The sequence below is a fragment of the Pseudoalteromonas sp. SCSIO 43101 genome (genome assembly GCF_023650775.1).
Taxonomy (GTDB): domain Bacteria; phylum Pseudomonadota; class Gammaproteobacteria; order Enterobacterales; family Alteromonadaceae; genus Pseudoalteromonas; species Pseudoalteromonas apostichopi.
This window is the reverse complement of sequence record NZ_CP072673.1, coordinates 429,809-453,993: the sequence shown is the minus strand read 5'-3', so window position 1 is coordinate 453,993 and position 24,185 is coordinate 429,809. Positions and strand designations below refer to the sequence as shown.

General features: G+C 41.2%; 30 protein-coding genes. 16 read left to right on the top strand and 14 right to left on the bottom strand.

The genetic code is table 11. The annotated features are described in order from the left end of the window. The first annotated feature begins 6 nt into the window (after positions 1-6). Positions 7-714, top strand: a complete 708-nt coding sequence (hutC, locus tag J8Z25_RS02225) for a histidine utilization transcriptional repressor HutC (protein WP_250661602.1) — start codon at positions 7-9, stop codon at positions 712-714. On the opposite strand, the gene J8Z25_RS02220 is transcribed toward hutC, so the two are convergent. Continuing rightward, positions 715-1,485 carry a Rossmann-fold NAD(P)-binding domain-containing protein gene (locus tag J8Z25_RS02220; RefSeq protein WP_130049813.1) on the bottom strand — a complete coding sequence of 257 codons (771 nt, stop codon included), beginning with the start codon at positions 1,483-1,485 and terminating at the stop codon, positions 715-717. A 113-nt stretch (positions 1,486-1,598) separates the two neighbouring features. Between J8Z25_RS02220 and J8Z25_RS02215 the strand changes: the two genes are divergently transcribed. Beyond that, on the top strand, positions 1,599-3,626 hold the full coding sequence (locus J8Z25_RS02215) for a methyl-accepting chemotaxis protein (RefSeq protein ID WP_178926548.1): 2,028 nt from the start codon (positions 1,599-1,601) through the stop codon (positions 3,624-3,626). On the opposite strand, the gene J8Z25_RS02210 is transcribed toward J8Z25_RS02215, so the two are convergent. The 3 genes from J8Z25_RS02210 to J8Z25_RS02200 form a co-directional block, all read right to left on the bottom strand. Next, positions 3,611-3,820, bottom strand: coding sequence for a hypothetical protein (locus tag J8Z25_RS02210; protein ID WP_239976560.1), 210 nt, complete (start codon positions 3,818-3,820; stop codon positions 3,611-3,613). The genes J8Z25_RS02215 and J8Z25_RS02210 overlap by 16 nt on opposite strands. A 253-nt stretch (positions 3,821-4,073) precedes the next feature. Then, a complete protein-coding gene (locus J8Z25_RS02205) occupies positions 4,074-4,232 on the bottom strand; it encodes a YqaE/Pmp3 family membrane protein (RefSeq protein ID WP_064971745.1) in 159 nt (52 codons plus the stop codon). 55 nt (positions 4,233-4,287) lie between these two features. After that, positions 4,288-4,854, bottom strand: a complete 567-nt coding sequence (locus J8Z25_RS02200) for a BON domain-containing protein (RefSeq protein ID WP_167658732.1) — start codon at positions 4,852-4,854, stop codon at positions 4,288-4,290. A 318-nt stretch (positions 4,855-5,172) separates the two neighbouring features. On the opposite strand from J8Z25_RS02200, the gene J8Z25_RS02195 reads away from it, so the two are divergent. Then, complete coding sequence (locus J8Z25_RS02195) at positions 5,173-5,832, top strand: LiaF domain-containing protein (protein WP_130049817.1); 660 nt, start codon at positions 5,173-5,175, stop codon at positions 5,830-5,832. Between the two features lie 134 nt (positions 5,833-5,966). On the opposite strand, the gene rpsI is transcribed toward J8Z25_RS02195, so the two are convergent. The 3 genes from rpsI to zapE form a co-directional block, all read right to left on the bottom strand. After that, positions 5,967-6,359, bottom strand: a complete 393-nt coding sequence (gene rpsI, locus J8Z25_RS02190) for a 30S ribosomal protein S9 (RefSeq protein ID WP_095209788.1) — start codon at positions 6,357-6,359, stop codon at positions 5,967-5,969. Positions 6,360-6,367: 8 nt separating this feature from the next. Beyond that, entirely contained in the window at positions 6,368-6,796 is a 429-nt protein-coding gene (rplM, locus tag J8Z25_RS02185) for a 50S ribosomal protein L13 (protein WP_130049818.1), read from the bottom strand. 327 nt (positions 6,797-7,123) lie between these two features. Further along, the gene (zapE, locus tag J8Z25_RS02180) at positions 7,124-8,212 is read right to left on the bottom strand and encodes a cell division protein ZapE (RefSeq protein ID WP_130049819.1); all 1,089 of its coding nucleotides are present in this window, start codon (positions 8,210-8,212) and stop codon (positions 7,124-7,126) included. A 219-nt stretch (positions 8,213-8,431) separates the two neighbouring features. Between zapE and J8Z25_RS02175 the strand changes: the two genes are divergently transcribed. From J8Z25_RS02175 to J8Z25_RS02165, 3 genes are all read left to right on the top strand, one after another. Beyond that, a complete protein-coding gene (locus tag J8Z25_RS02175) occupies positions 8,432-8,875 on the top strand; it encodes a Z-ring associated ZapG family protein (protein ID WP_130049820.1) in 444 nt (147 codons plus the stop codon). A gap of 123 nt (positions 8,876-8,998) precedes the next feature. After that, positions 8,999-10,351: a DegQ family serine endoprotease gene (locus tag J8Z25_RS02170; protein WP_130049821.1), complete on the top strand. Its 1,353-nt coding sequence runs from the start codon at positions 8,999-9,001 to the stop codon at positions 10,349-10,351. Between the two features lie 98 nt (positions 10,352-10,449). Then, positions 10,450-11,532, top strand: a complete 1,083-nt coding sequence (locus tag J8Z25_RS02165; RefSeq protein ID WP_130049822.1) for a trypsin-like peptidase domain-containing protein — start codon at positions 10,450-10,452, stop codon at positions 11,530-11,532. 230 nt (positions 11,533-11,762) lie between these two features. On the opposite strand, the gene murA is transcribed toward J8Z25_RS02165, so the two are convergent. The 7 genes from murA to J8Z25_RS02130 are packed head-to-tail and all read right to left on the bottom strand — an operon-like array spanning position 11,763 to position 16,419. Next, positions 11,763-13,022 carry a UDP-N-acetylglucosamine 1-carboxyvinyltransferase gene (murA, locus tag J8Z25_RS02160; protein ID WP_130049823.1) on the bottom strand — a complete coding sequence of 420 codons (1,260 nt, stop codon included), beginning with the start codon at positions 13,020-13,022 and terminating at the stop codon, positions 11,763-11,765. Positions 13,023-13,037: 15 nt separating this feature from the next. After that, the gene (locus J8Z25_RS02155) at positions 13,038-13,295 is read right to left on the bottom strand and encodes a BolA family protein (protein WP_054554171.1); all 258 of its coding nucleotides are present in this window, start codon (positions 13,293-13,295) and stop codon (positions 13,038-13,040) included. Positions 13,296-13,300: 5 nt separating this feature from the next. Then, positions 13,301-13,594: an STAS domain-containing protein gene (locus J8Z25_RS02150; protein WP_130049824.1), complete on the bottom strand. Its 294-nt coding sequence runs from the start codon at positions 13,592-13,594 to the stop codon at positions 13,301-13,303. After that, on the bottom strand, positions 13,587-14,264 hold the full coding sequence (locus tag J8Z25_RS02145) for an MlaC/ttg2D family ABC transporter substrate-binding protein (RefSeq protein ID WP_130049825.1): 678 nt from the start codon (positions 14,262-14,264) through the stop codon (positions 13,587-13,589). Before J8Z25_RS02145 ends, J8Z25_RS02150 begins: the two co-directional genes overlap by 8 nt. Positions 14,265-14,266: 2 nt before the next feature. Beyond that, a complete protein-coding gene (mlaD, locus tag J8Z25_RS02140; protein ID WP_130049826.1) occupies positions 14,267-14,815 on the bottom strand; it encodes an outer membrane lipid asymmetry maintenance protein MlaD in 549 nt (182 codons plus the stop codon). Positions 14,816-14,828: 13 nt separating this feature from the next. Next, the gene (mlaE, locus tag J8Z25_RS02135; protein ID WP_130049827.1) at positions 14,829-15,608 is read right to left on the bottom strand and encodes a lipid asymmetry maintenance ABC transporter permease subunit MlaE; all 780 of its coding nucleotides are present in this window, start codon (positions 15,606-15,608) and stop codon (positions 14,829-14,831) included. Further along, a complete protein-coding gene (locus tag J8Z25_RS02130; protein ID WP_167658743.1) occupies positions 15,601-16,419 on the bottom strand; it encodes an ATP-binding cassette domain-containing protein in 819 nt (272 codons plus the stop codon). The genes mlaE and J8Z25_RS02130 overlap by 8 nt, the downstream gene beginning before the upstream one ends. A 248-nt stretch (positions 16,420-16,667) precedes the next feature. On the opposite strand from J8Z25_RS02130, the gene J8Z25_RS02125 reads away from it, so the two are divergent. From J8Z25_RS02125 to rapZ, 10 genes are all read left to right on the top strand, one after another. Then, positions 16,668-17,636, top strand: coding sequence for a calcium/sodium antiporter (locus tag J8Z25_RS02125; RefSeq protein ID WP_130049828.1), 969 nt, complete (start codon positions 16,668-16,670; stop codon positions 17,634-17,636). Positions 17,637-17,639: 3 nt separating this feature from the next. Then, complete coding sequence (locus J8Z25_RS02120; RefSeq protein WP_130049829.1) at positions 17,640-18,611, top strand: KpsF/GutQ family sugar-phosphate isomerase; 972 nt, start codon at positions 17,640-17,642, stop codon at positions 18,609-18,611. A 3-nt stretch (positions 18,612-18,614) separates the two neighbouring features. Next, on the top strand, positions 18,615-19,166 hold the full coding sequence (kdsC, locus tag J8Z25_RS02115) for a 3-deoxy-manno-octulosonate-8-phosphatase KdsC (RefSeq protein ID WP_054561100.1): 552 nt from the start codon (positions 18,615-18,617) through the stop codon (positions 19,164-19,166). Further along, complete coding sequence (gene lptC, locus J8Z25_RS02110) at positions 19,163-19,717, top strand: LPS export ABC transporter periplasmic protein LptC (protein WP_130049830.1); 555 nt, start codon at positions 19,163-19,165, stop codon at positions 19,715-19,717. The genes kdsC and lptC overlap by 4 nt, the downstream gene beginning before the upstream one ends. Continuing rightward, positions 19,707-20,228, top strand: coding sequence for a lipopolysaccharide transport periplasmic protein LptA (lptA, locus tag J8Z25_RS02105; protein ID WP_130049831.1), 522 nt, complete (start codon positions 19,707-19,709; stop codon positions 20,226-20,228). Before lptC ends, lptA begins: the two co-directional genes overlap by 11 nt. Further along, the gene (lptB, locus tag J8Z25_RS02100; RefSeq protein ID WP_062566533.1) at positions 20,225-20,950 is read left to right on the top strand and encodes an LPS export ABC transporter ATP-binding protein; all 726 of its coding nucleotides are present in this window, start codon (positions 20,225-20,227) and stop codon (positions 20,948-20,950) included. The genes lptA and lptB overlap by 4 nt, the downstream gene beginning before the upstream one ends. Positions 20,951-21,067: 117 nt before the next feature. Beyond that, positions 21,068-22,564, top strand: coding sequence for an RNA polymerase factor sigma-54 (locus tag J8Z25_RS02095; protein ID WP_130049832.1), 1,497 nt, complete (start codon positions 21,068-21,070; stop codon positions 22,562-22,564). Between the two features lie 27 nt (positions 22,565-22,591). Then, positions 22,592-22,879: a ribosome hibernation promoting factor gene (gene hpf / locus J8Z25_RS02090; RefSeq protein WP_036971325.1), complete on the top strand. Its 288-nt coding sequence runs from the start codon at positions 22,592-22,594 to the stop codon at positions 22,877-22,879. A gap of 3 nt (positions 22,880-22,882) precedes the next feature. Next, a complete protein-coding gene (ptsN, locus tag J8Z25_RS02085) occupies positions 22,883-23,335 on the top strand; it encodes a PTS IIA-like nitrogen regulatory protein PtsN (RefSeq protein ID WP_130049833.1) in 453 nt (150 codons plus the stop codon). Further along, positions 23,336-24,181, top strand: coding sequence for an RNase adapter RapZ (gene rapZ / locus J8Z25_RS02080; protein ID WP_130049834.1), 846 nt, complete (start codon positions 23,336-23,338; stop codon positions 24,179-24,181). It abuts the gene before it with no gap. Positions 24,182-24,185 lie beyond the last annotated feature (4 nt).

The following is a 24,185-nucleotide window of genomic DNA, read 5'->3' as shown; positions in this document are numbered from 1 at the left end:
TTCATAATGAACGTTCCTAAGTTTGCGCAAATAAAAGAATTCATTCTGGAAAATATTCAATCGGGAGAATGGCAAGAAAACGATCGTGTCCCGTCTGAAAACGAACTAACTAGTCAATTTCGAGTTAGCCGCATGACAGCTAGGCGCGCACTCTGTGAATTAACCGGTGCCGGTATTTTAACGCGCAGCCAAGGCCAAGGTACTTTTGTTGCCAACTTCAAATCACAATCATCACTACTTGAAATCAAAAACATTGCCGATGAAGTTAAAGCACGAAACAGCAACTACAGTTGTACTATTTTAGTGATGGAATCAATTAGCGCTATAGCGCCAATTGCGATTGCTTTGGGTGTCGAGGTCGACAGCCATGTTTATCGAAGTGTGATTGTGCACAATGAAAACGAGCAACCTTTGCAAGTTGAGGAGCGTTTTGTGAACCCAGCTCTTGCTAAAGACTACTTACAGCAAGACTTTCACAGCCTAACACCCCACGAATATTTATCGCAGAATGCTCCACTAACCGAAGCACGTCACACGGTTGAAGCAATTATGCCAAATCCAGAAATGTGTGAATGGCTCAATCTTTATAACGAAGAGCCATGCTTACAAGTGATCCGCCGAACCTGGTCATCACAAGGTATTGTAAGCTTTGCACGCTTAGTCTCACCGGGTAGTAAATACCGGCTAGGCGGTCACCTTACTTTTAAAAAGTAGCTAAATAGGCGTTTGATAAAGAAAATTCAGTGTCTCTATCGCTGAACCATCAATGATTCGTTCGCCTTTATCATGGCTTGTGAAAGTGGGTGGTTGATTGCCTTGCTCAGAACATTTTTGCTGGTAGTAATCCACTTTTGTTGGATGCGCCGGATTGACAACATTATAAATGCTGCTCGCGTTAGACCAATTTTCAAGTACAGCCAAAATCGCCGCTATCACGTCTTGCTGTTGTACCATGTTCACTACCTGCTGACTTGAGCTAGAAAGCTCTTTACCAGCAACAAACTTACCCGGATCGCGCCCAGGGCCAACTAGTCCTGCCAAACGCAATACTTTACCACCGGCATTTAACACTAACTGCTCGGCATCAAATAGCAGTTGTTGGCGCGCTGATTGACAATTAATTTCTGTAGTTTCGTCGTATTGACCATTGTCAGTTGGGTAGACACCTGTCGAAGAGCATAAAATAAAGCCTTTGCAATTTAGGTATTTAGCAAGCTCAAGACCTGCTTGCAAAGTGGCTAGATAATTACTTTCTGAACTGCGGCTACGTGGTGGGATTGCACACACCCACCATGCATCTTCAAGTGATACGTCTTGTTTAAGCACTGTGTCTTCAAGTACAAACTGACGCTGAAAGTCATATTCATGTTCGCTACTACGGTGTGTTCCCTGCACATGCCATGCTAATTCTTTTGCCTTAATACAAAGTGCTTGGCCTAGCCAACCAGCACCTAAAACTACCAATTTATTCTTTTCAATACTCATTTATACAATAAGTCCTTAGCATTTATTATTAACCTTCACTTAACAGTGTAGCGATTTGGGTGCAAATATGATTAGATAGATAACTCTACCCGATAATAAAAACACGTGCACCTATGTTAAATAACCTCTCTTTACGAAAAAAAATATTACTACTCATCGGCGGGACGATAAGTGTATTACTGATCATCGCCTCTAGTTTTTTTGTTAACCATATTGCCGAGCTATCACGCCAAGCTATTCAACGAGAAGCAGATAGCTATTTACAGAGTGAGCGACTCTCAATGCAAGGTTACTTTGCCAAATACGGTAAAGTTGTACAAACTTTCGTGACAAATCCGCACTTAGTTAATTGGTTCGACAACTGGACTGAACGTGATCAAAGCCTTGATAACCAACCTGGATATGACAGTGTTAACCAAGATTTTGTCCGCATCAGTGGTAACGACGACAACATCTTATCTGCCTTTTTTGCATCTGCAACAACAGGTGAGTATTTTAAAGAAAATGAGCGCACCTCTCATTATAACGGCCAGCCTTATTACGCGTACAAACGAGGTTGGTGGCAAGACGCTTTAAAAATCAACAAACTCTATGTTGGTCCTATTTCTGTAGATCTGACCACCGGGAATGCCTCAGCAGTTGTACAGCAGCCTGTTTATAATAAACAAAATAAACTTGTAGGCTTTGGTGGTGTTGATTTACAGCTTAATAATATTAACGACATGGTTGAAGGCATTCGTTTTAATGGCCAAGGTTTTGGCTTCCTACTAGATGGCAATCAAAAGGTTGTACACTTATCGAAACGCACTGGTCATAAGCTGTCTGTAACTGATGAAGGACCGAATGGTAAAGAAGGCTTAGATGCCCTCGAAAAACAATTTAGCGACACTTCAGGCTTTAGCGAATTAAACCGCGCGATGAAAAGCCAAAAAGATGGTAGCAGCTTTGTTACATTCAAAGGTGAGCAATATTATGTTGTATACAACCGACTTGAGTTAGAAACTCCTTACCTAGATTGGTATGTCGGTATTTTAATACCGACCAGCATGATTGATGAGCCAGTAAACGATGCGGTGATGACAACGACCACATCTGTGATCATCATTCTCGCGATTATCATTGCGATGATCTTTTGGGCGACGCAAATGATCACCAAGCCTCTAACAAAACTAACTTACATCATGCGTGATATTGCCTCAGGTGATGGCGATTTAACACAAAAAATCGAGATAAAAAGTAATGACGAAGTGGGTCAACTTGCCCATCACATGAATACGTTCATCGATAAGCTACGTGCAATGATGCTTAATACTGCTGCACAAGCAGAGCAGCTAAGCCAAGCTGCTAGCCAGCTGAAAACAGTTTCGCAAAAAACCAACGATGAAATTCAGCAAGAGAAGCAACAAGTAGACAGTGTGAGTGCTGCAGTAACAGAAATGGCAACTACGGTGATGGAGATTTCACGTAACGCTCAGCACACCAATAATGCGGCTGAAGAAGTGCAAACTATTACCGCAGATGGCACTAAGCGCTCGACTCAAGCGCAATCAGTGATGACCGCTCTTGCAAGCCACATTGGTGAAGCCTCTAAAGTGGTTGCGGGTCTTGAGCAAGAAAGTGGCAATATTGGCGCGGTAGTTGATGTTATCAACTCAATTGCAGAGCAAACTAACTTACTAGCACTGAACGCGGCAATTGAAGCAGCCCGTGCTGGCGAGCAAGGTCGAGGCTTTGCGGTTGTTGCTGACGAAGTTCGTTCACTGGCAAGCAGAACGCAAGAGTCAACAGATGATATTCGCAATATGATCAGCCGTTTACAACAAATTGCTCAACAAGCATCAACCATGATGCAACAAGGTCAAGAGCGTGCTGAGGGTTCAGTTGAGCAAACACAAATTGTATTGCAAGCTCTACAAGATATCGCGCAATCTGTGACAAATGTGCAAGATCAAAGTCATCAAATTGCGACTTCGACAGAGCAACAAACTGTGGTTGCAGAAGATATCAACAATAGCTTGGCAGCGATTAATCACTTAGTGAATAGCACTGCGGATCATGCTCATGAATTGGCGGATGAAGCACGTGATTTGAATGAATTAGCAGCCGCTTTAAATAAGACGGTGAATCAATTTAAGTTATAAAGATAAATTGCTGAAGTAGTTAAAAACCCGATGTCACCTGAAGATGACATCGGGTTTTTATCGTCAGCCTTCCCTGTTAGTCGTGGCGCAACCGCTTTCGCGTGTTCCATAAATTCGTGCCACTGTTGCTTGTTCCATAAAGCAACTCCTTTGTCGGTCAATCCTTGTGTTGGTTGCGTTTGTACTTTTTCCATATAGTCTCCTCCTTACGCTAGCTTCATCCTTTTTGGCTCCTGCCTAAGCTTATTCCTTGCTGTCATCTCCATTCACTTTATCCATAAAGCGTTGCCATTGTGCGCTACTCCATAACGCCTTGTTACTTCCTTGTTGTCCTTTGAGCGTAGTTACATTATCCATACTGTAAACTCCTTGCGGTTTATAATCCGTTACTCCTACAGCCCTTCCTTGCTGTGCTCCATTACTCATCCTTGCAGATTAATGCAGTAATTATCGCTTAGCGATGATATACACGGCATGAATCAAACCAGGAATGTATCCTAATAAGGTTAAAAGAATATTAATCCAGAATTGCGCACCTAAACCTACCTGTAAAAATACGCCTAAGGGTGGAATTAAAACTGATAAAATAATACGTATTAAATCCATAACTCACTCCTTGAATTAAATCAGCCCAGCTAAAGCTGGGCTAAAGGGCTTGCTATTATTCAGCAATAATCTTCAATTTATCGATTACTTTATGAACGTCTTCAGCGTTTTCAGCAATGCTTACCGCTAATTGCTTTTCTGCATCAGATTCAACAGTACCATTAAGTGTTACTACACCGTTGTCAGTATCCACATCAATGTCTGTACCACCTACTTCTGAGTTAAATAAATAACGTGTCGTGATTACAGTAGTGATCTTTGCATCGGTTAAGTCGCTTTCTGCTGAATCAGCTTTGTCTGATTTCATGTGCTTAGCTTTCATGTTTTTAACAACAGTTAATTTGTTATCAACAGAGCTAACACCGTCTAGGCTAAGAACCAGCTCTTCAGCAAGTTCTTTATCTAATTCGCTATCAACCTTACCTGTAAGTACAACCTTGCCATTCGTTACATCAGTGTTGATGTCAAAGTTGTTAAGGTTTGTGTTCATAAGAAGCACAGTTTCTGCCTTACCATCAATCCAAGCATCTTTACTTTCATTTTCCCAGCTGCTTGCCTGAGCTGACATGCTAGTTGCACCAATTACTAAAGCGGCAATCATAGATTTGTTAAAAGTGTTCATAATCTTTCTCCTTTTGATTAAAGACAGATTAAGTAATGCGACTATGATGCCAACTATTTATATCTTAATTTTCAATTAGTTAAACATTGATTCAGCGACTGTTTATATTTATTTCGGTAAAGATTTACAAGCTGATCGGTAATAAGTTCACGATGTTGCAAAAATAGCTACTTAGTTGCGAATTTTATTAATCTGTGGTTAATTTAACGAAATTGATTATTAGCCATAAAAATTAACCTTTTGATTTATATGGAAATAAAATTTGGCCTAAGCCTTGCTTCATGAATAATAACTATAAAATCACAACAGGGAACTACCATGGCCGTTAAACTTGAAGACCGCCCAATTGATCAAGTAAGAGAAGAAGTAATCGATCAACTCATTTATAACTATAGTCATGCTGTTATTTCAGCTGAAGCATTTGAACGCCGACTAGATCAAGCAATGGCGGCCACCAGCAACGAAGTTCTGGTAGAGCTTGTTGCTGACTTAGAACTAAAAGCTGACATTGACTACAAATCGCATAAGCATGCTCAATTTAAGCCTCATTATAGTCACAGCAGCGATAACGAAAGCCTACACCTTCGTAGTATTCTTGGTTCAAATGAGCGCAGCGGCCAATGGGTGGTACCAAAAGAAATTCACCTGACAAACTGTTTAGGCTCTATCGAACTCGACTTTAGCGAAGCGATCTTCCAGCATCAGCATGTCACTATATATGTAAACTGTATTTTAGGTAACGACGAAATCTACGTACCAGAACATGTCAATGTGGTATCCAAACTGTTTAGTGTAATAGGCAGTGTTGAGAACAAGTCAGTCGCTCTAAACAAAGGTCAAGGTCCAACCATCACCATTGAAGGTAACGTATGGCTAGGCTCAGTCGAGATTTCAGTTAAACGCACTATGAAAGAAAAGTTCATTAGCTTTGCTAACAGCCTAAAAGCCAGTTGGAAAGAAATGAATAAGATGCAATAAAAAAGTCTACTCTTATAAAGCTATTATGTGTGGTAAGGGGTTTGTTCATTTAAACAATACTGACGTCTGAGAGAGCTATAAATACAAAAAACCCAGCCGAAGCTGGGTTTTTGGTATTCTGATAAACGTAAATATTAACGTTTTGAGAATTGTGGACGCTTACGTGCTTTCTTAAGACCCACTTTCTTACGCTCAACTTTACGTGCATCACGTGTAACGAAACCTGCTTTACGAAGTGTAGGACGTAGAGACTCGTCAAACTCCATAAGTGCACGAGTGATACCGTGACGGATAGCACCAGCTTGACCAGTAGTACCACCACCTGAAACAGTGATGTGTAGGTCAAACTTTTCAGTCATTTCTACGTGCTCTAATGCTTGACGAACAACCATGCGAGCAGTCTCACGACCGAAGTACTCTTCTAGAGAGCGCTTGTTGATTACGATGTTACCAGTGCCTGGGCGTAAGAATACGCGAGCACTTGAACTTTTACGACGACCTGTACCGTAGTATTGATTTGCCATGATAGTGCTCCTTAAATGTCTAGAACCTGAGGCTGTTGTGCAGCATGGTTGTGCTCAGTACCCGCGTAAACTTTAAGTTTACGGTACATAGCGCGGCCTAAAGGACCACGTGGCAACATGCCTTTAACAGCTTTTTCGATAATCATTTCAGGCTTTGCAGCTTGAAGCTTGTCGAAAGTAGTAGACTTAAGACCACCTGGGAAACCAGTATGAGCGTAGTACATTTTGTCTTTTGCTTTATTACCAGTAACAGTAACTTTCTCTGCGTTGATAACGATGATGTAATCACCAGTATCTACGTGAGGAGTGTACTCAGCTTTATGCTTACCGCGTAGGCGATGAGCGATTTCAGTAGCGATGCGACCTAAAGTTTTACCTTCAGCGTCAACTACGTACCAGTCACGTTTTACTGTTTCTGGCTTAGCAACAAACGTTTTCATTTATTAAAATCCAATGTTTTTTAATTAAAACCACAGGTAATTATTATTAATTACCGCTCTAAGTTGAATGCTTTAACCCCTTCGAGTTGAAGACTTTAAACCAAAAATTAGAGGCTAAACTAATAATTGGTAATAGAACGCAACGTGGCAGACGCGGGAGTATACCAGCACTCAAACCACATTGCTAGTTGATGGTTGTTTTTTATTCGAGAAAATCAGCTAATAAGTGCGCGCGAAATAAATTTCACGCCTACATCAATCGTAGGCGTCACGCTTGCTTGACGCGCCTTACATTCAACACCGTTCGGCTAAAGACTGACGGCTCTTCTAAGCTAAGTGTTCTTTTGCTAAATACTCTAGCGATTGCATTTCTTGTAATCGACTAATACAACGCTTAAATTCAAAGTTTAAGTTACCTTCACTATATAGCTCAGTAATTGGCTTTTCTGCAGAGATAATCAAGGTGACATGACGTTCGTAGAATTCATCCACTAATGCGATAAAACGACGTGCCGCATCATCATTAGCTTGACCTAGCGATTTTACATTAGACAAAATCACCGTGTTATAGAGTCGACTGATTTCCATGTAATCAACTTGACTACGAGCTGTTTCGCACAGCTCGCTAAAATCAAACATGGCAATACAGTCTGATACTTTACGGGTTTTGATCATGCGCCCTTCAATTTCAATTGCCTTGTCGAGCACCCCCGGCTCAGGTGACAACTTATCGAAGTATTCAAATAAATTATCGTCAGCTTGTTTATCAAGCGGGCTATGGAAAATCTCAGCCTGTTCAAGTGTACGCAATCGATAATCAACACCCGAATCAACATTAACGATTTCTGTATTAGCTTTTACCAGCTCAATTGCAGGTAAGAAACGTGCGCGCTGTAAACCGTTACGATACAGCTCATCTGGCACTATATTAGATGTAGCAACGAGCACAATACCACGTTCAAATAATGCTTCCATCAAGCCACCAAGCAGCATTGCGTCAGTGATGTCTTGAACAAAAAATTCATCAAAACAGATAATGTCTGTTTCTGATTTAAAAATATCAGCTACAACATTTAATGGGTTGCTGGTGTTCTTTAATTTTTTAAGCTCATCATGTACTCGATGCATAAAACGATGAAAGTGCACACGCATTTTACGATCAGTAGGTAAAGCTTCATAGAAAGTATCAACTAAATAGGTCTTACCTCTACCAACTCCCCCCCAAAAATAAAGCCCTTTTATACTCGGCGTGCTATCTTTAGAGAATAGTTTGGCAAACCATCCCTTCGCGGCGGGTTTGTCTGCCGTAAGGTCATCATAGAGTCTTTGTAAGTGGCGCACTGCATTTTCTTGTGCTGCATCATGTACAAAGTCTTCACGTTGTAAATCTTGTTGGTATTTCTGCCATGGAGTCATAGGTCGTTACAATAAAACACTGTTAAATTTGCGTAGTATATTAACACGCATCGTATCTCAGGGTATATTAGCCCGCAGTATGATTTCACAATCAAATTAAGCATATTTTAATAATGATTGGACTATAAATGCTTTTAATACCAACGCGCTTAATTAAGAATTATTGCAAATTGGTATGATGCATCTGTTTTTGTTATTTTTTCCCAAAGGGGTAGATTTATGGGCACAATTACCTGGATTGGTATTCTAATCATCGTTGCAATTTCAGCATTTTTCATTGGTGCTTTTGTAACTAAAAAACAATTTAAGCAAGACGAACTAGAACAACAAGTTGAGCAAGCTAACAATGCCCTTGAGCAATACCGCCAAGATGTGGCTGATCACCTAGCTAGCACTGGTAAGCTAGTTTCTAAAATGAAAGATAACTACGACCAGTTGCTAAACCATGTAGAAGAAACAAATAACTTGTTACTGGCTGATAAAAAACAGCATCCAAATGAGCCGTTCTTTTCTAAAGAAACCACGGAGCAATTACAAAACTCATTACAAGACCGCAGAGGCGATCGCTCAAGTGCTGAAGCTCAGCCAGCTGACTATGTTGTTGGTGAAACAGGCTTGTTCACTGGTTCAGAGAAAGTTTCAGAACATTCTAAAGCCTCTTGATGAACTTTTTTTTGACCCCATAGTCTTTAGATATAACAGCTTTATATCTAAACCAAGAAAAGGGCTGCTTATGCAGCCCTTTTTAGTTTTTGCTTTATCTCTGAAGTGGAGTAAACCCGGACTATGAAAATGAAATTATCTGTTATCAGTGCTGCTATTTTATCTTCTAGCTTATTATTAAGCCCTACTATTTCAATGGCAAAGCTTCCTGTTGCTGTAGATGGACAACAATTGCCAACCCTAGCACCTATGCTTGAGCAAATCACACCTGGCGTAGTCAGTATTCAAGTGTCAGGTTCAAAAGAAGTCCGCCGCCGTGCGACACCATTTGATGATTTTTTTGGTGTACCTCGTGGCGGCAGTCAAAAGCGTGAGTTTAGTGGCCTAGGCTCAGGTGTGATCATTGATGCAAAAGAAGGTTACGTGGTAACCAATAACCATGTTATCGAAGATGCCGAAAAAATGGTGGTGACCTTAGAAGATGGCCGCGAATATGAAGCAACTAAAATCGGTAGTGACAAAGAATCAGATATTGCCTTATTGCAAATTGATGCAGAGGATTTAACAGCACTTAAGATTGCTGATTCAGATAAGTTACGTGTAGGTGATTTTGCAGTTGCCATTGGTAACCCATTTGGTTTAAGTCACACAGTAACATCAGGTATCGTCAGTGCCCTTGGCCGTAGCGGTTTAAATATAGAAGGTTATGAAGACTTTATTCAAACCGATGCTGCTATCAACCAAGGTAACTCTGGCGGCGCGTTAGTTAACCTCAATGGTGAGCTGATTGGTATCAACACCGCTATCTTAGGCGCATCTGGCGGTAATGTGGGGATTGGTTTTGCGATTCCATCGACCATGATGAAAAACCTTGTTGACCAAATTATCGAGCACGGCGAAGTGCGTCGTGGCTCATTAGGTATTTCGGGTCGCCCACTTGATGCTGGCCTTGCTAAAGCACAACAACTCGACGTCAAACAAGGCGCCTACGTTATGCAAGTAATGGATGATACCGCAGCAAGTAAAGCTGGTATCAAAGCCGGTGATGTAATTATTAGCGTTGATGGGACTGAAATTAGCGGTTTCCATGAACTACGCAGTAAAATAGCCACTCTTGGTGAAGGCAAAAAAGTTAAGCTTGGCATTTACCGAGATGGCAAAGTCAAAACGGTTAATGTCACCCTAGATGGTGCATCAGCGATCACAGCCGCTGGCGAAGAAACACATCCAGCATTCCAAGGGGCAACTTTAGAAAATACCCAGAAGAGTGATGGTAAAGGTGTTGAAGTTACAGGCGTACAAGCACGCTCTCCTGCGGCACGTGTCGGCCTTGAAGAAGGTGACGTAATTATGCAAGTTAACCGTCAACGCGTAGAAACAATCCGTGACATGAATAAAATCATCGAAAATACCAAAGGTAACATCGTACTAGGTGTTAAACGAGGTAGAGAGCTTATTTTCGTATTAATTCAGTAAACCTAGTTGATAAATCATGAAAAAATAACAGCGGTGCTTGCCGCTGTTATTTTTTTTGTGCCATCATTAAGGGATTGCTCACTGATAATAAGAATACTGTGCTAAAACTTTTTAAATTTATCCTTCCCCCGCTTTTCACTGGTTTAGGCATTGCCTTTTTAGTGGTGTTATTTAGCCCAAGTCTTCGTAGCACGTTGTTACCTGACATGAATTTACCAGTAGCAATGTCATCAGAACACATGAGCTTTGCTGATGCGGTACAAAAAGCAGCTCCATCTGTGGTCACTATTTTTTCAGAAAGTATTTCGAATCAACCTCGCTATAAACGACAAAATACAGTTCAAGCTCTAGGCTCTGGCGTGATCATGACCCAAGATGGCTATATTTTGACTAACTACCATGTAATAAAAAATGCCGACCTAATTATAGTCACACTCTCTGATGGCCGTCGTTTTTATGATGTACAAGTGATTGGCTTTGATACGCAAACAGATTTAGCACTGTTAAAAATCAGCGCCGAGCACTTACCGAAAATCCCGGTGAACGATAAATTTAAACCGCGTGTTGGTGATGTAGTATTAGCGATTGGTAACCCGCTTAATTTAGGCCAAACGATTACCCAAGGTATTATAAGTGCCACAGGCAAACAGAACTTAATCGATAGCCCTTACAGTAGTCTATTACAGATGGATGCAGCGATTAACGTAGGCAACTCAGGTGGCGCGTTAGTCAACTCACGGGGTGATTTAGTAGGTATCACGTCGGCGCAGTTTAAAACTCACGAGAACCTCGATATTCAAGGTATTTTCTTTGCAGTACCTTACTCTATTGCCAAAGATGTTATGGATAAGCTGATCAAACATGGTCGTGTAGTACGTGGCTATTTAGGATTTAGTGGCACAGGTATCGATAGTACAGGTAAGGATGTAAGCGACAATTTTACACCCGTTGCGGGGATGCGCATTTCTCAACTTGATCCATTTGGCCCAGCTTGGAAAGCAGGCATTAGAGAAACGGATATTGTTATTAAAATTGGTGGTATTCCTGTAGCAAATCCACAACAAGTACTTGAGAAACTTGCCAACACAGAACCAGGTAAAGAGCTTGAATTTGAAATTTACCGCGATGGTAAAATTTTAAAAGTAATGGTGACCGTAGCAGAGCTCGAAGACGAGCAATAATACCAATTCGCTTAATAAAGTGGTCTATTTTGAGGCAATAAAACCTCGTTGATAACAAGGCAAAAGTTTCGTTATTTAGTTGTTCTAAATCAGAAATTTTTAACGCAGGTAGCGACAGGTTTAATCCCTCAAAATGATTAAGCATTATTGCGGATTGGTATAATTACAGAGACATACAGATATAAAAAAGGCCTAACATTCGTTAGGCCTTTTTTATAAGTATTTAGCGATTAGCTAGAACGACGTTTAATGTTTGCACCCAGTGCACTCAACTTGTCTTCGATACGCTGATAGCCACGATCTACGTGATAAATACGGTCAACAATGGTCTCACCTTGAGCAACGATACCGGTAAGGATGAGACTTGCAGAAGCTCGTAAATCAGTTGCCATTACTTGCGCGCCAGATAGGCTTTCGGTATCACCACAAATTGCCGTATTACCTTCCAAGCGGATATTTGCGCCCATACGCTGTAATTCAGGCACGTGCATAAAACGGTTTTCGAAAATCGTTTCTGTGATTGTTGCACTGCCCTTAGCCACCACATTCAAGGCTGTAAATTGCGCTTGCATATCGGTAGGGAAACCAGGGTGTGGCATGGTCTTAATGTTCACCGCTTTTAATTCACGGCCACGCATATCAAGATAAATGCTGTTATCAGTCACTTCAACCAAAGCATTGGTAGCACGCAGCTTTTCAATCACAGGATCAAGGCTATGGTGATCAGTGTTTTTACAAAGCACTTCACCGCCAGCCATTGCCGCCGCGACCAAAAAGGTGCCTGTTTCAATGCGATCGGGAAGAATGCTGTATTCACAGCCCGATAGTGATTCGACACCTTCAATTTCGATGCGGCTTGTGCCTGCCCCGTTGATCTTCGCCCCCATCGCAATTAAGCAATTTGCCAGATCAGTTATTTCAGGTTCACGGGCTGCATTTTCAAGTACAGTTTTACCATCAGCCAGCGTAGCTGCCATTAGTAAGTTCTCTGTTGCGCCAACACTGACCATCTCCATAAAGATTTCAGCACCTTTTAAGCGTCCATCCACCTTGGCATTAATGTAGCCATTTTCGACCTTAATGATAGCACCCATGCGCTCAAGGCCTTGAATATGGATATCAACCGGACGGGCACCAATCGCACAGCCACCAGGCAGTGAAACCTGCGCTTCACCAAAACGAGCAACCAAAGGGCCTAATGCTAACACTGAAGCACGCATTTGCTTAACCAGCTCATACGGAGCAAGGGTTTTATCAACCGTCGCGCCATCAATGATTAGCTTATCTTGTTGCCACTCAACATTGGCGCCCAGCGTTTTTAATAAGGCTTCTGTGGTGCCGATATCGCGTAAACGAGGAACATTACTAAAAGTACTTTTACCCTGTCCTAAAAGTGCAGCAAAAAGAATTGGAAGAGCGGCGTTTTTCGCGCCCGAAATAGTGACTTCACCTGCCAGCGAGGTGCCACCTTGAATAACAAATTGATCCATGAGGAGGCCCTGCGACTATTGAGGTAAAATGAATTTTTGTTCGCGTTTCCATTCAGTCGGTGTAAACGCTTTGATAGATACAGCGTGGATTGTACCGTCTGAGATTGTTGACATTAACGGAGCATAAACCAACTGCTGCTTCTTCACGCGAGATAAGCCATCAAAACACTCACCAACAGCAATCACTTCGTAGTGGCTACCATTTGCTTTAACAATCACTTCATCTAGTTTTAGTTCGTCGCGTAATAACGTTTCGACTTGGCTTGTTTCCATAAATCTCACTCAAATAGGTTTGTGACCTGACCCAACTGCATCAAGTTTTGCAATTGTTCAGGGCTATTTTGCAGTTCAAGGTGAATACCTTGCTGCTTTAATTCTGCGAAAGAGTGAATTAACCAAGCTAAGCCCGCCGTGTCAACCCTAGATAACCCAGAAAGGTCAAAATACCATGTTTTATGGCTAGAATCTGGCTTGACGTTCAGAAGGCGTTCACGGCCAATTGAATTTCGAGTCAGTTCACCACTGACTCGAAACTGGTTATCTTCAAGTTGAGTAATCTCGACTTTACTCATCGCCACCATTACCTCTAAATTGCACTGGCAGTTGGCTCTTCTGCTCAAGTAAGTCACTAACATAATCTAGACCATGTTGGCGTAAAATACCTTGTAATTCACTTTGTTTAGCATCAAGCAAACTAATACCTTCTGCAATCATATCGTACGCGCCCCAGTCACCACTGCGGTCTTCACGTACTTTAAAGTCGATTCTGATATCAGGTTTACCGGCTTCAACAATTTTGGTTTTAACGACCACCACGTCTTTACCCTTAAATGGTTGTGCCGGAGCAAACTCAACACTTTGGTTAGTGTATTGAGTAAACACGCCAGCGTAGGTGGCAATTAAATACTTTTGGAAAACATCGATAAAGCGTTGTAGTTCCTTAATCGCTTTCGCTTTTTCATCTTTATCTTCGATTGCACGCACCTTCGACACATGATTACCAAGCACACGTAGTGCAGCATATTTATAATCAATGTAAGGCATCAACTCTTCTTCAACGATAACACGTAAATGCTCTTTGTTTTTTGCAATAATCGGTTGATCTTTAGTAATACGTGCAAAGGTATTATCTGACACCGTACGTACCATTTTATACGGGTCTTTTAAATCAACCGCAGGCTCAGCAGCATGTGTGTTAAGTGAAAACAACACACCAATACATAATAAAAACTTCTTAAACATAATTACTCACCACCTTGGTTGAATAAGAACTGACCAATTAACTCTTCTAAAACAAGCGCTGATTTTGTATCAGTAATGTAATCACCATCTGAAAGCGCTTTGCTTTCAACACCAAATAAATCATCTAAATCTGAATCATGCTCACTTGCAGTTACATCCTCACCCATACAGCGTTGCTCAGCAGACTCAGCTGCAATAACAGGATTAATGCCTAAGTACTGCTCACCTAAAATACCTGATGTTAAAATTGAGATAGATGTTGTGTCTGAAAATTTACATAAATAATTTGCATCAATCGCCATGTTAACGACTGGTACAAACTCTTTCGGGTGAATGAAAATAGACTCAACTCGACCAACAACAACACCACCTACTTTAATAGGTGCTCTGGCCTTTAAAGAGCCAATGTTTTCAAACTTTGCATTTAGTTGGTAAGTTTCACCGCTACCACTAATACCAGCATTGGCAACTTTCAATGCTAGTAATGCAAATGCAGCGATACCAAGGGCTACAAAAAAGCCAACTAAAATTTCTAATTTCCGTGAATTCATCTTTATACCCTAATTAGCTGGTAAACATTACCGCGGTTAAAATAAAGTCAAAACCTAATACTGCCAGTGACGAGTGCACTACGGTCTCTGTTGTCGCTTTACTGATACCTTCAGAAGTCGGAACACAGTCATAGCCTTTGTAAAGAGCGATCCAAGTCACAATCATGGCGAATACAAAACTTTTAATTATGCCGTTAACAATATCTTGTTGGAACGACACTTGTGCTTGCATAATTGACCAGAAGCTACCCGAGTCAACACCTAGCCAATCAACACCAACTAAGTGAGCACCAATAATAGCAACTGCCGAAAAAATCAGCGCAAGCAATGGCATACTAATAAAACCAGCCCAAAAACGCGGCGCAATAATACGCTTAAGTGGGTCGATTGCCATCATTTCTAGACTTGATAATTGCTCAGTGGCTTTCATTAAACCTATTTCAGCAGTAAGCGCACTACCCGCCCGCCCTGCAAACAGTAACGCTGTTACTACGGGACCTAATTCGCGTAACAAACTTAATGCCACTAAAGGCCCTAAGCTATCTTCTGCACCATAACCTACTAGAACGGTATAACCCTGCAGAGCGAGCACCATCCCGATGAATAGGCCTGATACCATGATGATTAAAAGAGATTGCGAGCCCACCATATATAATTGGCGAACAAGTAAAGGCGTGCCTTTTTTGAAGTTAGGCATATTCACTAATGCGCCAAACAACATTTGTGTTGAACGACCAAGAGCAGCAAACCGGCCTAGCGTTTTGTGACCTAACTTCTGAAATAGATCAAGCATTGTGCACTCCCAATAACTCTTTATCATAAGCAGGAGCTGGATAATGGAACGGCACAGGCCCATCAGACAAGCCGTTTAAAAACTGCTGCACTAGCTCAGATTGATGATTTTGCATTTGTTCAGGTGAACCTTCTCCTATCACCCCCTGATCAGCGATGATGATAACGTGATCAGCAATGCTCAAAACCTCAGTCACATCATGAGTTACTATAAGTGATGATAAACCTAACACCTCATTAAGTGATTTAATTAGCTTTACTAACACCCCCATTGAGATAGGGTCTTGGCCAGCAAAAGGTTCATCGTACATAATCAGTTCAGGGTCCAGAGCAATAGAACGCGCAAGGGCTGCACGGCGAGCCATACCACCAGAAAGCTCAGACGGCATTAAATCTTGTGCACCACGTAAACCGACGGCTTGTAATTTCATTAAAACGACAAGACGAATTAAATCTTCGCTAAGTTGAGTATGTTCGCGCAAAGGAAAGGCGATATTGTCAAATACTGACATATCGGTAAATAAGGCACCGCTTTGGAACAGCATACTCATTTTGGTACGGGCAGCATAAAGTTCCTTGCGAGTCATGCCAGGAATACTGTTGCCTTCAAATAAAATGTCACCAGAATCAGGCTTAAGCTGACCGCCAATTAAGCGTAACATGGTGGTTTTACCAATGCCGCTCGGTCCCATGATAGCGGTTATCTTGCCTTTCGGAATGTTAAAACTCATATTTTTATATATGATTCTATCGCCCCGTGAAAAGGTTACATCCTTGATTTCTACTATTGATTGCGACAAGTCGCTCTCCATAACTTTTTTCACTAGTTTTGCCATTTTAAGGGTTTTTTAGTCAATATGGAAAAAACAAATCGTAAAATTTTGTAATATTTCCTATCAATAAATTCTAAAGCTAGCTGCAAAGAACTTAATCACACCTGAAATTTAGATTCCTCGCCCAGCACGCTTTATGCTTGCCAGCTCATTCTTTTACTTATACTTTCAGTTTCGCTTTTGTTACTATTTGCAGTCATCTGTATAAGTAATGTTGGCGTATCACAATGGTGACTTCTTTTGTCATTTTAATTATTGGTTTTGCTGCACTCGTTTGGAGTGCCGATCGGTTTGTTTATGGGGCGGCTGCACTCGCAAAAAACATGGGGATCCCCACCCTAATCATTGGTTTAACCGTAGTAGCTATGGGCTCATCTGCGCCTGAAATGATGGTATCAGCATCAGCAGCTCTAGCTGATAAAACAGATACTGCAGTAGGTAATGCGGTTGGTTCTAACATCACCAATATCTTACTTGTACTTGGTGTTACTGCTTTATTGCGTCCTCTTTCAGTATCATCTTTGACGCTTAAACGCGAAATGCCACTCGTACTGTTAATCTCTGTAGCAGCTTGGTATGTGTTTTCAGATAACTATTTTTCATTCACTGAGGGCATTGCATTGATGGTTGCCTTTGCTGTATTCATTGGTGGCTTAGTGATCGTCTCACTGCGCGCGAAAAACCAAGATGATCCTTTTGTCAGTGAAGCATGTGAAGATGTCCCGAACGACGTGAGCACAAAATCAGCCGTATTTTGGTTAGTCATCGGCATGATTTTATTACCTATTAGCTCGCATTTTTTAGTTGGGTCGGCGGTTGATATTGCAAAATATTTTGGTTTATCTGATCTCGTTATTGGCTTAACCATCATTGCCATTGGTACCAGCTTACCTGAGCTAGCAGCCTGTATTGCTGGGGTTTTAAAAAACGAAGACGATTTAGCACTGGGTAATATCGTTGGCTCAAATATCTTCAATTTACTCGCTGTATTACCACTTGCGGGCATTATCAACCCTTCAATTATTGACCCTTCTGCGGCAAACCGCGATGCACTTATTATGATTGCAGCAACCGTTGTATTGATGGCCATGTCATTGAACTTTAAAGGTGCTCGTCGTATCAATAGAGTAGAAGGTGGCTTCTTGTTAGTCGCATTTATTGCATATCAGGGCTATATTTTTAGCCAAATAGGATAATCAATGACACAACAAAGCTTTATCGCGCAAGGTAAGCGCGTACTCGAAATTGAAGCACAAGCCTTACAAGAAATTGAGCAATATATAAATCAAGATTTCGATAAGGCTTGTCAATTAATGTTCCAGTGTACAGGCCGTATCATTGTTATCGGTATGGGCAAGTCAGGCCACGTTGGTAATAAAATTGCGGCGACCCTTGCAAGTACTGGTACACCCGCATTTTTTGTTCACCCTGGTGAAGCAAGCCACGGTGATTTAGGCATGATCACTCATGATGATGTAGTGATGTGTATTTCTAACTCTGGTGAGACCAGCGAAGTACTAAGCATAATTCCTGTTATTAAGCGCATTGGCGCAAAGATGATTTCACTAACAGGCAATCCAGATTCAACCATGGCAAAGTTATCTGATGTCCATGTTTGCATTAAAGTAAGTAAAGAAGCATGCCCGTTAGGCCTAGCACCAACTGCTAGTACAACAGCAACATTAGTTATGGGCGATGCAATAGCCGTTGCGTTACTTGAAACGCGTGGTTTTACAGCTGACGATTTTGCACTTTCGCATCCTGGTGGCAGTCTAGGTAAACGTTTATTACTAACATTAGATGATGTTATGCACGCAGGCGATGCCACCCCAATCGTTAACGAAACGCAAAGCATTAAAGATGCGTTAATTGAAATGTCAGCCAAGGGCCTTGGTATGACTGCGGTAATAGGTGCAGACAAAAAGTTAGCCGGATTATTCACCGATGGTGATTTACGCCGTATTTTAGAGCAGCGCATTGATATCCATAGTACTGCTATTAGTCAAGTGATGACTCGTTCATGTACTACTGCGCGCCCTGACATGCTTGCAGCTGAGGCATTGAACATTATGGAACGTAAACGTATCAATGGTTTAATTGTGGTAGATCATAGTAATACGCCTATTGGTGCCCTTAATATGCAAGACCTATTAAAAGCAGGAGTTCTTTAAGCAATGACATTCGCCGAGCTTTACCAGCCTCTTAGCCCTGATGTGAGTCAGCGCGCACAAAAAGTAAAATTGCTAATCTGCGATATTGATGGTGTTTTTTCTGATGGCCGAATTTATTTAGGCAATGATGGCGAAGAACTTAAAGCATTCAATACAAAAGATGGCTTTGGTATTAAAGCGCTCATAAATAGTGGTTTTGAAGTGGCAGTCATTACTGGCCGCCATTCACAAATAGTTCAGCAGCGAATGACTAGCCTAACAGTTCAGCACATTTATCAGGGACAAGAAGATAAGCTAATTGCTTATCAAGAGTTAAAGGATAAACTGGGGCTAACTGATGAGCAAATTGCCTATATTGGTGATGATGGTCCAGACTTACCAGTAATGGAAAAAGTAGGGTTTGCTGTTGCTGTTAACGACGCACACCCACTAATTAAAAAGCTGGCTCATTACACCACATTATTACCAGGTGGCTTTGGAGCCGTGCGTGAATTAACTGATTTACTGATGTTAGAAAACGGTAAGCCGTTAACTAGCGATGGAACCAGCGCATGAATATAGCCCGTATTTTACTGAGTGTTGTTTTTGTTTGTTGCATGGTGTGGTTGTGGTATCCGTACTTTAATCAATCAGCAGACACAATAACTAGTGAAGACGAGATCATTGCAACGCCTGATTACACTGCGGTGGCGTTAAAGCAAACTGCTTATGACGAGCAAGGAAAAATCAGTCATAAAGTAGCTGCGGCTAAAATGGAGTTGTATCAACAATTAGGGTTTACCTTTTTTGAGCAACCTGTATTTACTATTTATGGCGACCAGCAGGTTTGGCAAGTAAAAGCCAAAGAAGCCACTTTATACGAAAATGATCAGCTGATTTTTGAAGGGGATGTAGTTGCTAAAAACTTAACCCATAACGGTATGATCGAAGATATAAAAGCAGAAAACATTAATGTCGACATTAATAAAATGACCATGTTTTCAAAGCAACCTGTAACACTAACAGGACCGAATTTAAAGATTACCGGTAAAGGCTTAAAAGCCGATTTAAAAACCGAAATTGTTGAGTTAACTAACCATACACGAACCATATACTATGACCAATAAACTGAAGAAATTACTCCTGATCCCAAGCTTATTGATTGCGTTTTCCGGCACCGCTGCCGAGCAAACTGGCGCACAAATTAGCATTAGCTCAGATCGCCAAGTTGGTAAACTAAAAGATGGCGTTGGCATATTTGAAGGTAACGTAGAGATCGTGCATGGTAATCGTCGTATTACAGCAGAACGTCTTGAAGCACACGGCGGTGATACCGAAGGTACTGTAGAGCTAATTATTGCAACAGGCAAACCAGCTTACTTCGAAGAAAAACAAACGGATGGTTCCGTAATGAGCGCCAGTGCTGAAGAAGTTCGTTATGATGTTGCGAAACGCTTCTTAACCTTAAACGGTGAAGCTGAAGTTACCCAAGCTGGTCAAAAAGTAACAGCGAAAAGCATTACCTATGATATGGCTCAGCAGCTTATCAGTGCTGAAAAAGACGAAAACTCATCAGATCGTGTACACACTATTTTAGTACCTGTTGAAAATAAAAAAGACAATAAAGGCCAACCATGAGCACATTAAAAGCAGAGCTTTTAGCTAAGAGCTACAAAGGCCGCCAAGTGGTTAAAAATGTCGGTCTGGAAGTTGAAGCAGGCAGTATTGTTGGCTTGCTTGGCCCAAATGGTGCTGGTAAAACCACGACTTTTTACATGATTGTAGGCCTAGTTCCGAGCGACAAAGGTAAAATTAGCATCGATGATAACGATATTACCCTTTTGCCAATGCACAGCCGTGCGAGGTTGGGTATTGGTTATCTACCGCAAGAATCTTCGATTTTTCGAAAGTTAACAGTTTACCAAAACTTGATGGCTATTTTAGAGACTCGTAAAGATCTAAATAAAACCACGCGGGAAGAAACTCTAAATAGCTTATTAGATGAATTTAGCATCCAACACATCCGTGATAGTCAAGGTATGGCGCTATCTGGTGGTGAACGTCGCCGCGTTGAAATTGCTCGCGCATTAGCCGCTAATCCTAAATTTATCCTTTTAGATGAGCCTTTTGCTGGTGTTGATCCAATTTCAGTGTTAGATATAAAGAAAATTATTGAGCACCTAAAAAATCGTGGTATTGGTGTACTAATTACTGACCATAATGTTCGAGAAACCCTTGATGTTTGTGAAAAAGCCTACATTGTTTCTCATGGGGAGCTAATTGCATCAGGCACACCTGAGCACGTATTAGCTGACCAAACTGTACGCGATGTTTATCTAGGCGAGCAATTTAGGCTGTAACCATTACGCCACCGACTAGAGCATCTGCTAGACTTATAACAATGACAATAAATCGATAATAACTTAACTGTCTTTGCACAGTTATCGATAACTTAAAAAAAGGATTGTTAGGGATACATGAGGCAATCATTACAGCTGCGCATGGGCCAGCAACTTACAATGACTCCACAACTGCAACAAGCTATTCGTTTGTTGCAGCTCAGTACATTGGATCTCCAACAAGAAATTCAAGAGGCGCTAGATAGTAACCCTTTACTTGAAGTGGAAGAAGCGGATTACAACGAAGAAAGCATCGGCAAAAATGAGCAAAAAGCTGAATCTGACGATGTGCAAGTCAGCGCTTCTGCAGACGAAGCACCTAGCGAATATGAACAAGAAAGCAGTGATGCTCTAAATAAAGACACTGTAAGTGACGATTTAGCCATGGATGTTACATGGGATGAGTACATGAGTGCCGCTCCATCAACATCATCAGGGCCAATGCCAGAAGATGAATCTATTTATCAAGGTGCATCGACCGAAACCCTTCACGAATACCTTATGTGGCAATTACAGCTAACTCCCTTTAGTCCGACTGATGAAGCGATTGCTGTGGCAATTGTTGAGGCTATCGATGACTCTGGTATTTTAACGGTAAGCTGTGAAGATATCGTCGAGAGCTTTAATCAAAATAGTGATGAAGAAGAAATCGAACTTGATGAAGTCGAAGCGGTCCTAAAGAGAATTCAATTGTTTGATCCTGTCGGTATTGGGGCGCGTAGTTTACAGGAATGCCTGTGTATTCAACTTCGCCAATTCGATGCAAACACGCCATATTTAGCTGAAACTAAAATGGTTTTATCTGAGCATATCGAATTATTAGCGAGTCGCGACTATCGAACTTTGATGAAAAAGACTAAGCTTAAAGAAAATGAGCTTAAAGAAGTAATGACGCTAATTCACAGCTTAAACCCTAAGCCTGCGGATAGCATAGTACGCGAAGAGTCTGAGTACGTCATACCTGATGTATCAGTGAAAAAAGTAAAAGGTCGCTGGGTGGTTGAGTTAAACCCAGATAGTATGCCAAAGATTAGAGTGAACAGCCAATATGCGGCTATGTCTCGCTCTGTTAAATCAAGTAGCGACAGCCAATTTATTCGCTCTCACTTACAAGAAGCAAAGTGGTTTATTAAGAGCTTAGAAAGCCGTAACGATACACTATTAAAAGTGACCAACTGTATCGTTCAACAACAACAAGCTTTCTTTGAGCATGGCCCAGAAGCAATGAAGCCGATGGTGCTAAATGATGTTGCTGAAATGGTCGAAATGCATGAATCGACGATTTCACGAGTAACAACGCAAAAATATATGCATACCCCTAGGGGTATTTTTGAGTTGAAATATTTCTTCTCAAGCCATGTCAGCACTGAAAATGGTGGTGAGTGTTCTTCAACAGCAATACGCGCTTTAATCAAGAAGTTAGTCGCTGCAGAAAACTCGGCTAAACCATTGAGTGATAGCAAAATTGCAGATATATTGGCTGAGCAAGGAATTAAAGTAGCTAGACGTACAATTGCAAAATATCGTGAGTCTCTAGCAATACCTCCGTCTAATCAGCGTAAGAGTTTGATTTAGACGTTTTACATAGAAGGAAAAATGCTTATGCAACTAAATTTAACTGGTCGTCATGTAGAAATCACTGATTCATTAAGAGACTATGTAAACACCAAGTTTGCGAAACTAGAAAGGCATTTTGACCATATTAATAATGTTCATGTCATTCTAGATGTAGAAAAATTAAGCCAAAAAGCAGAAGCAACTTTACATGTAAACGGAGGCGAATTGTTCGCTTCTACAGAACATCAAGATATGTACGCAGCCATTGACTCGTTGATCGATAAGCTTGATCGCCAAGTCATTAAACACAAAGAGAAATTAGCTCGACATTAAATTATGAAACTAAGTTCACTTACTAATCAGGACTGCAGCAAAGCTGCGGTCCTTTTTAATAGCAAAAAAAGAATTCTTGAATATATCAGCGAACTGGCTCACCAGCAGCTTCCTCATTTATCTCAACAAGATATCCTAAATGCTTTACTCAACCGAGAGAAGCTAGGTAGCACTGGTATTGGCCGAGGTATTGCTATTCCACATGGCCGAATGAGTGGCGCCGATGAACCTCAGGCGTTTGTCATAGTGAGTGAATCCCCAATCAATTTTGATGCAATTGATAATCGCCCTGTTGACATTTTTGTAGCACTCATCGTACCAGATGGTGACTCTCAGCTTCATCTAAAGACCTTATCAACAATTGCTGATAGACTTAAAGATAAAGAGTTTTGTAAACAGCTGCGTAGTGCTACTACCGATCAGCAACTGTTTCAGGTTATATCAGCAGAGGCATAAATGGAATTAATCATTATCAGCGGTCGCTCAGGCTCAGGTAAATCGGTCGCTTTACGAGTACTTGAAGACTTAGGTTATTATTGCGTTGATAATATTCCAGTCAATTTACTGCCTTCGCTCGTGCGTAGCGTATCAGATAACTACGATAAAATAGCGGTCAGTATTGATGTGCGTAACCTTCCAAAAGAGCAGCAAGAATTTAATGATATTCTTGAGTACCTTCCAGGTTTCGCAAATCCAACACTTTTTTACTTAGACAGTGATGACCAAACCCTGATAAAACGCTTTTCAGAGACTCGTCGTTTACACCCATTATCCATTGATTCTTTGCCACTTGATCTGGCCATTAAACAAGAAAAAGTCTTACTCGATGTGTTGATCACTCGTGCTGATTTTATGATTGATACCACAGATCTCAGTGTTCATCAGTTAGCTGAATCAATTCGCGAAAAGATTTTGGGTAAAAAGGATAAAAAACTGATTATCACTTTTATGTCTTTCGGCTTTAAACACGGTATTCCAAAAGAAGCTGATTACGTATTTGATGCACGTTTTTTACCTAACCCACACTGGGAACCTGATTTGAAGCCGCTAACGGGTCTAGATCAACCAGTAAAAGATTACTTAGCTAGCCACAGCATAGTGCAAAAGTTCACATGGCAAATTCAAACATTTGTACAAACATGGCTACCACATTTAGAGCGTAACAACCGAAGTTACCTTACCATTGCCATTGGTTGTACTGGTGGCCAACATCGCTCTGTTTACTTAGCGCAAACAATTGGTGAGAGTTTTGCTAAAAGCCATGACAATGTAAAAATTCGCCACCGTGAACAAGACATTTAATTAG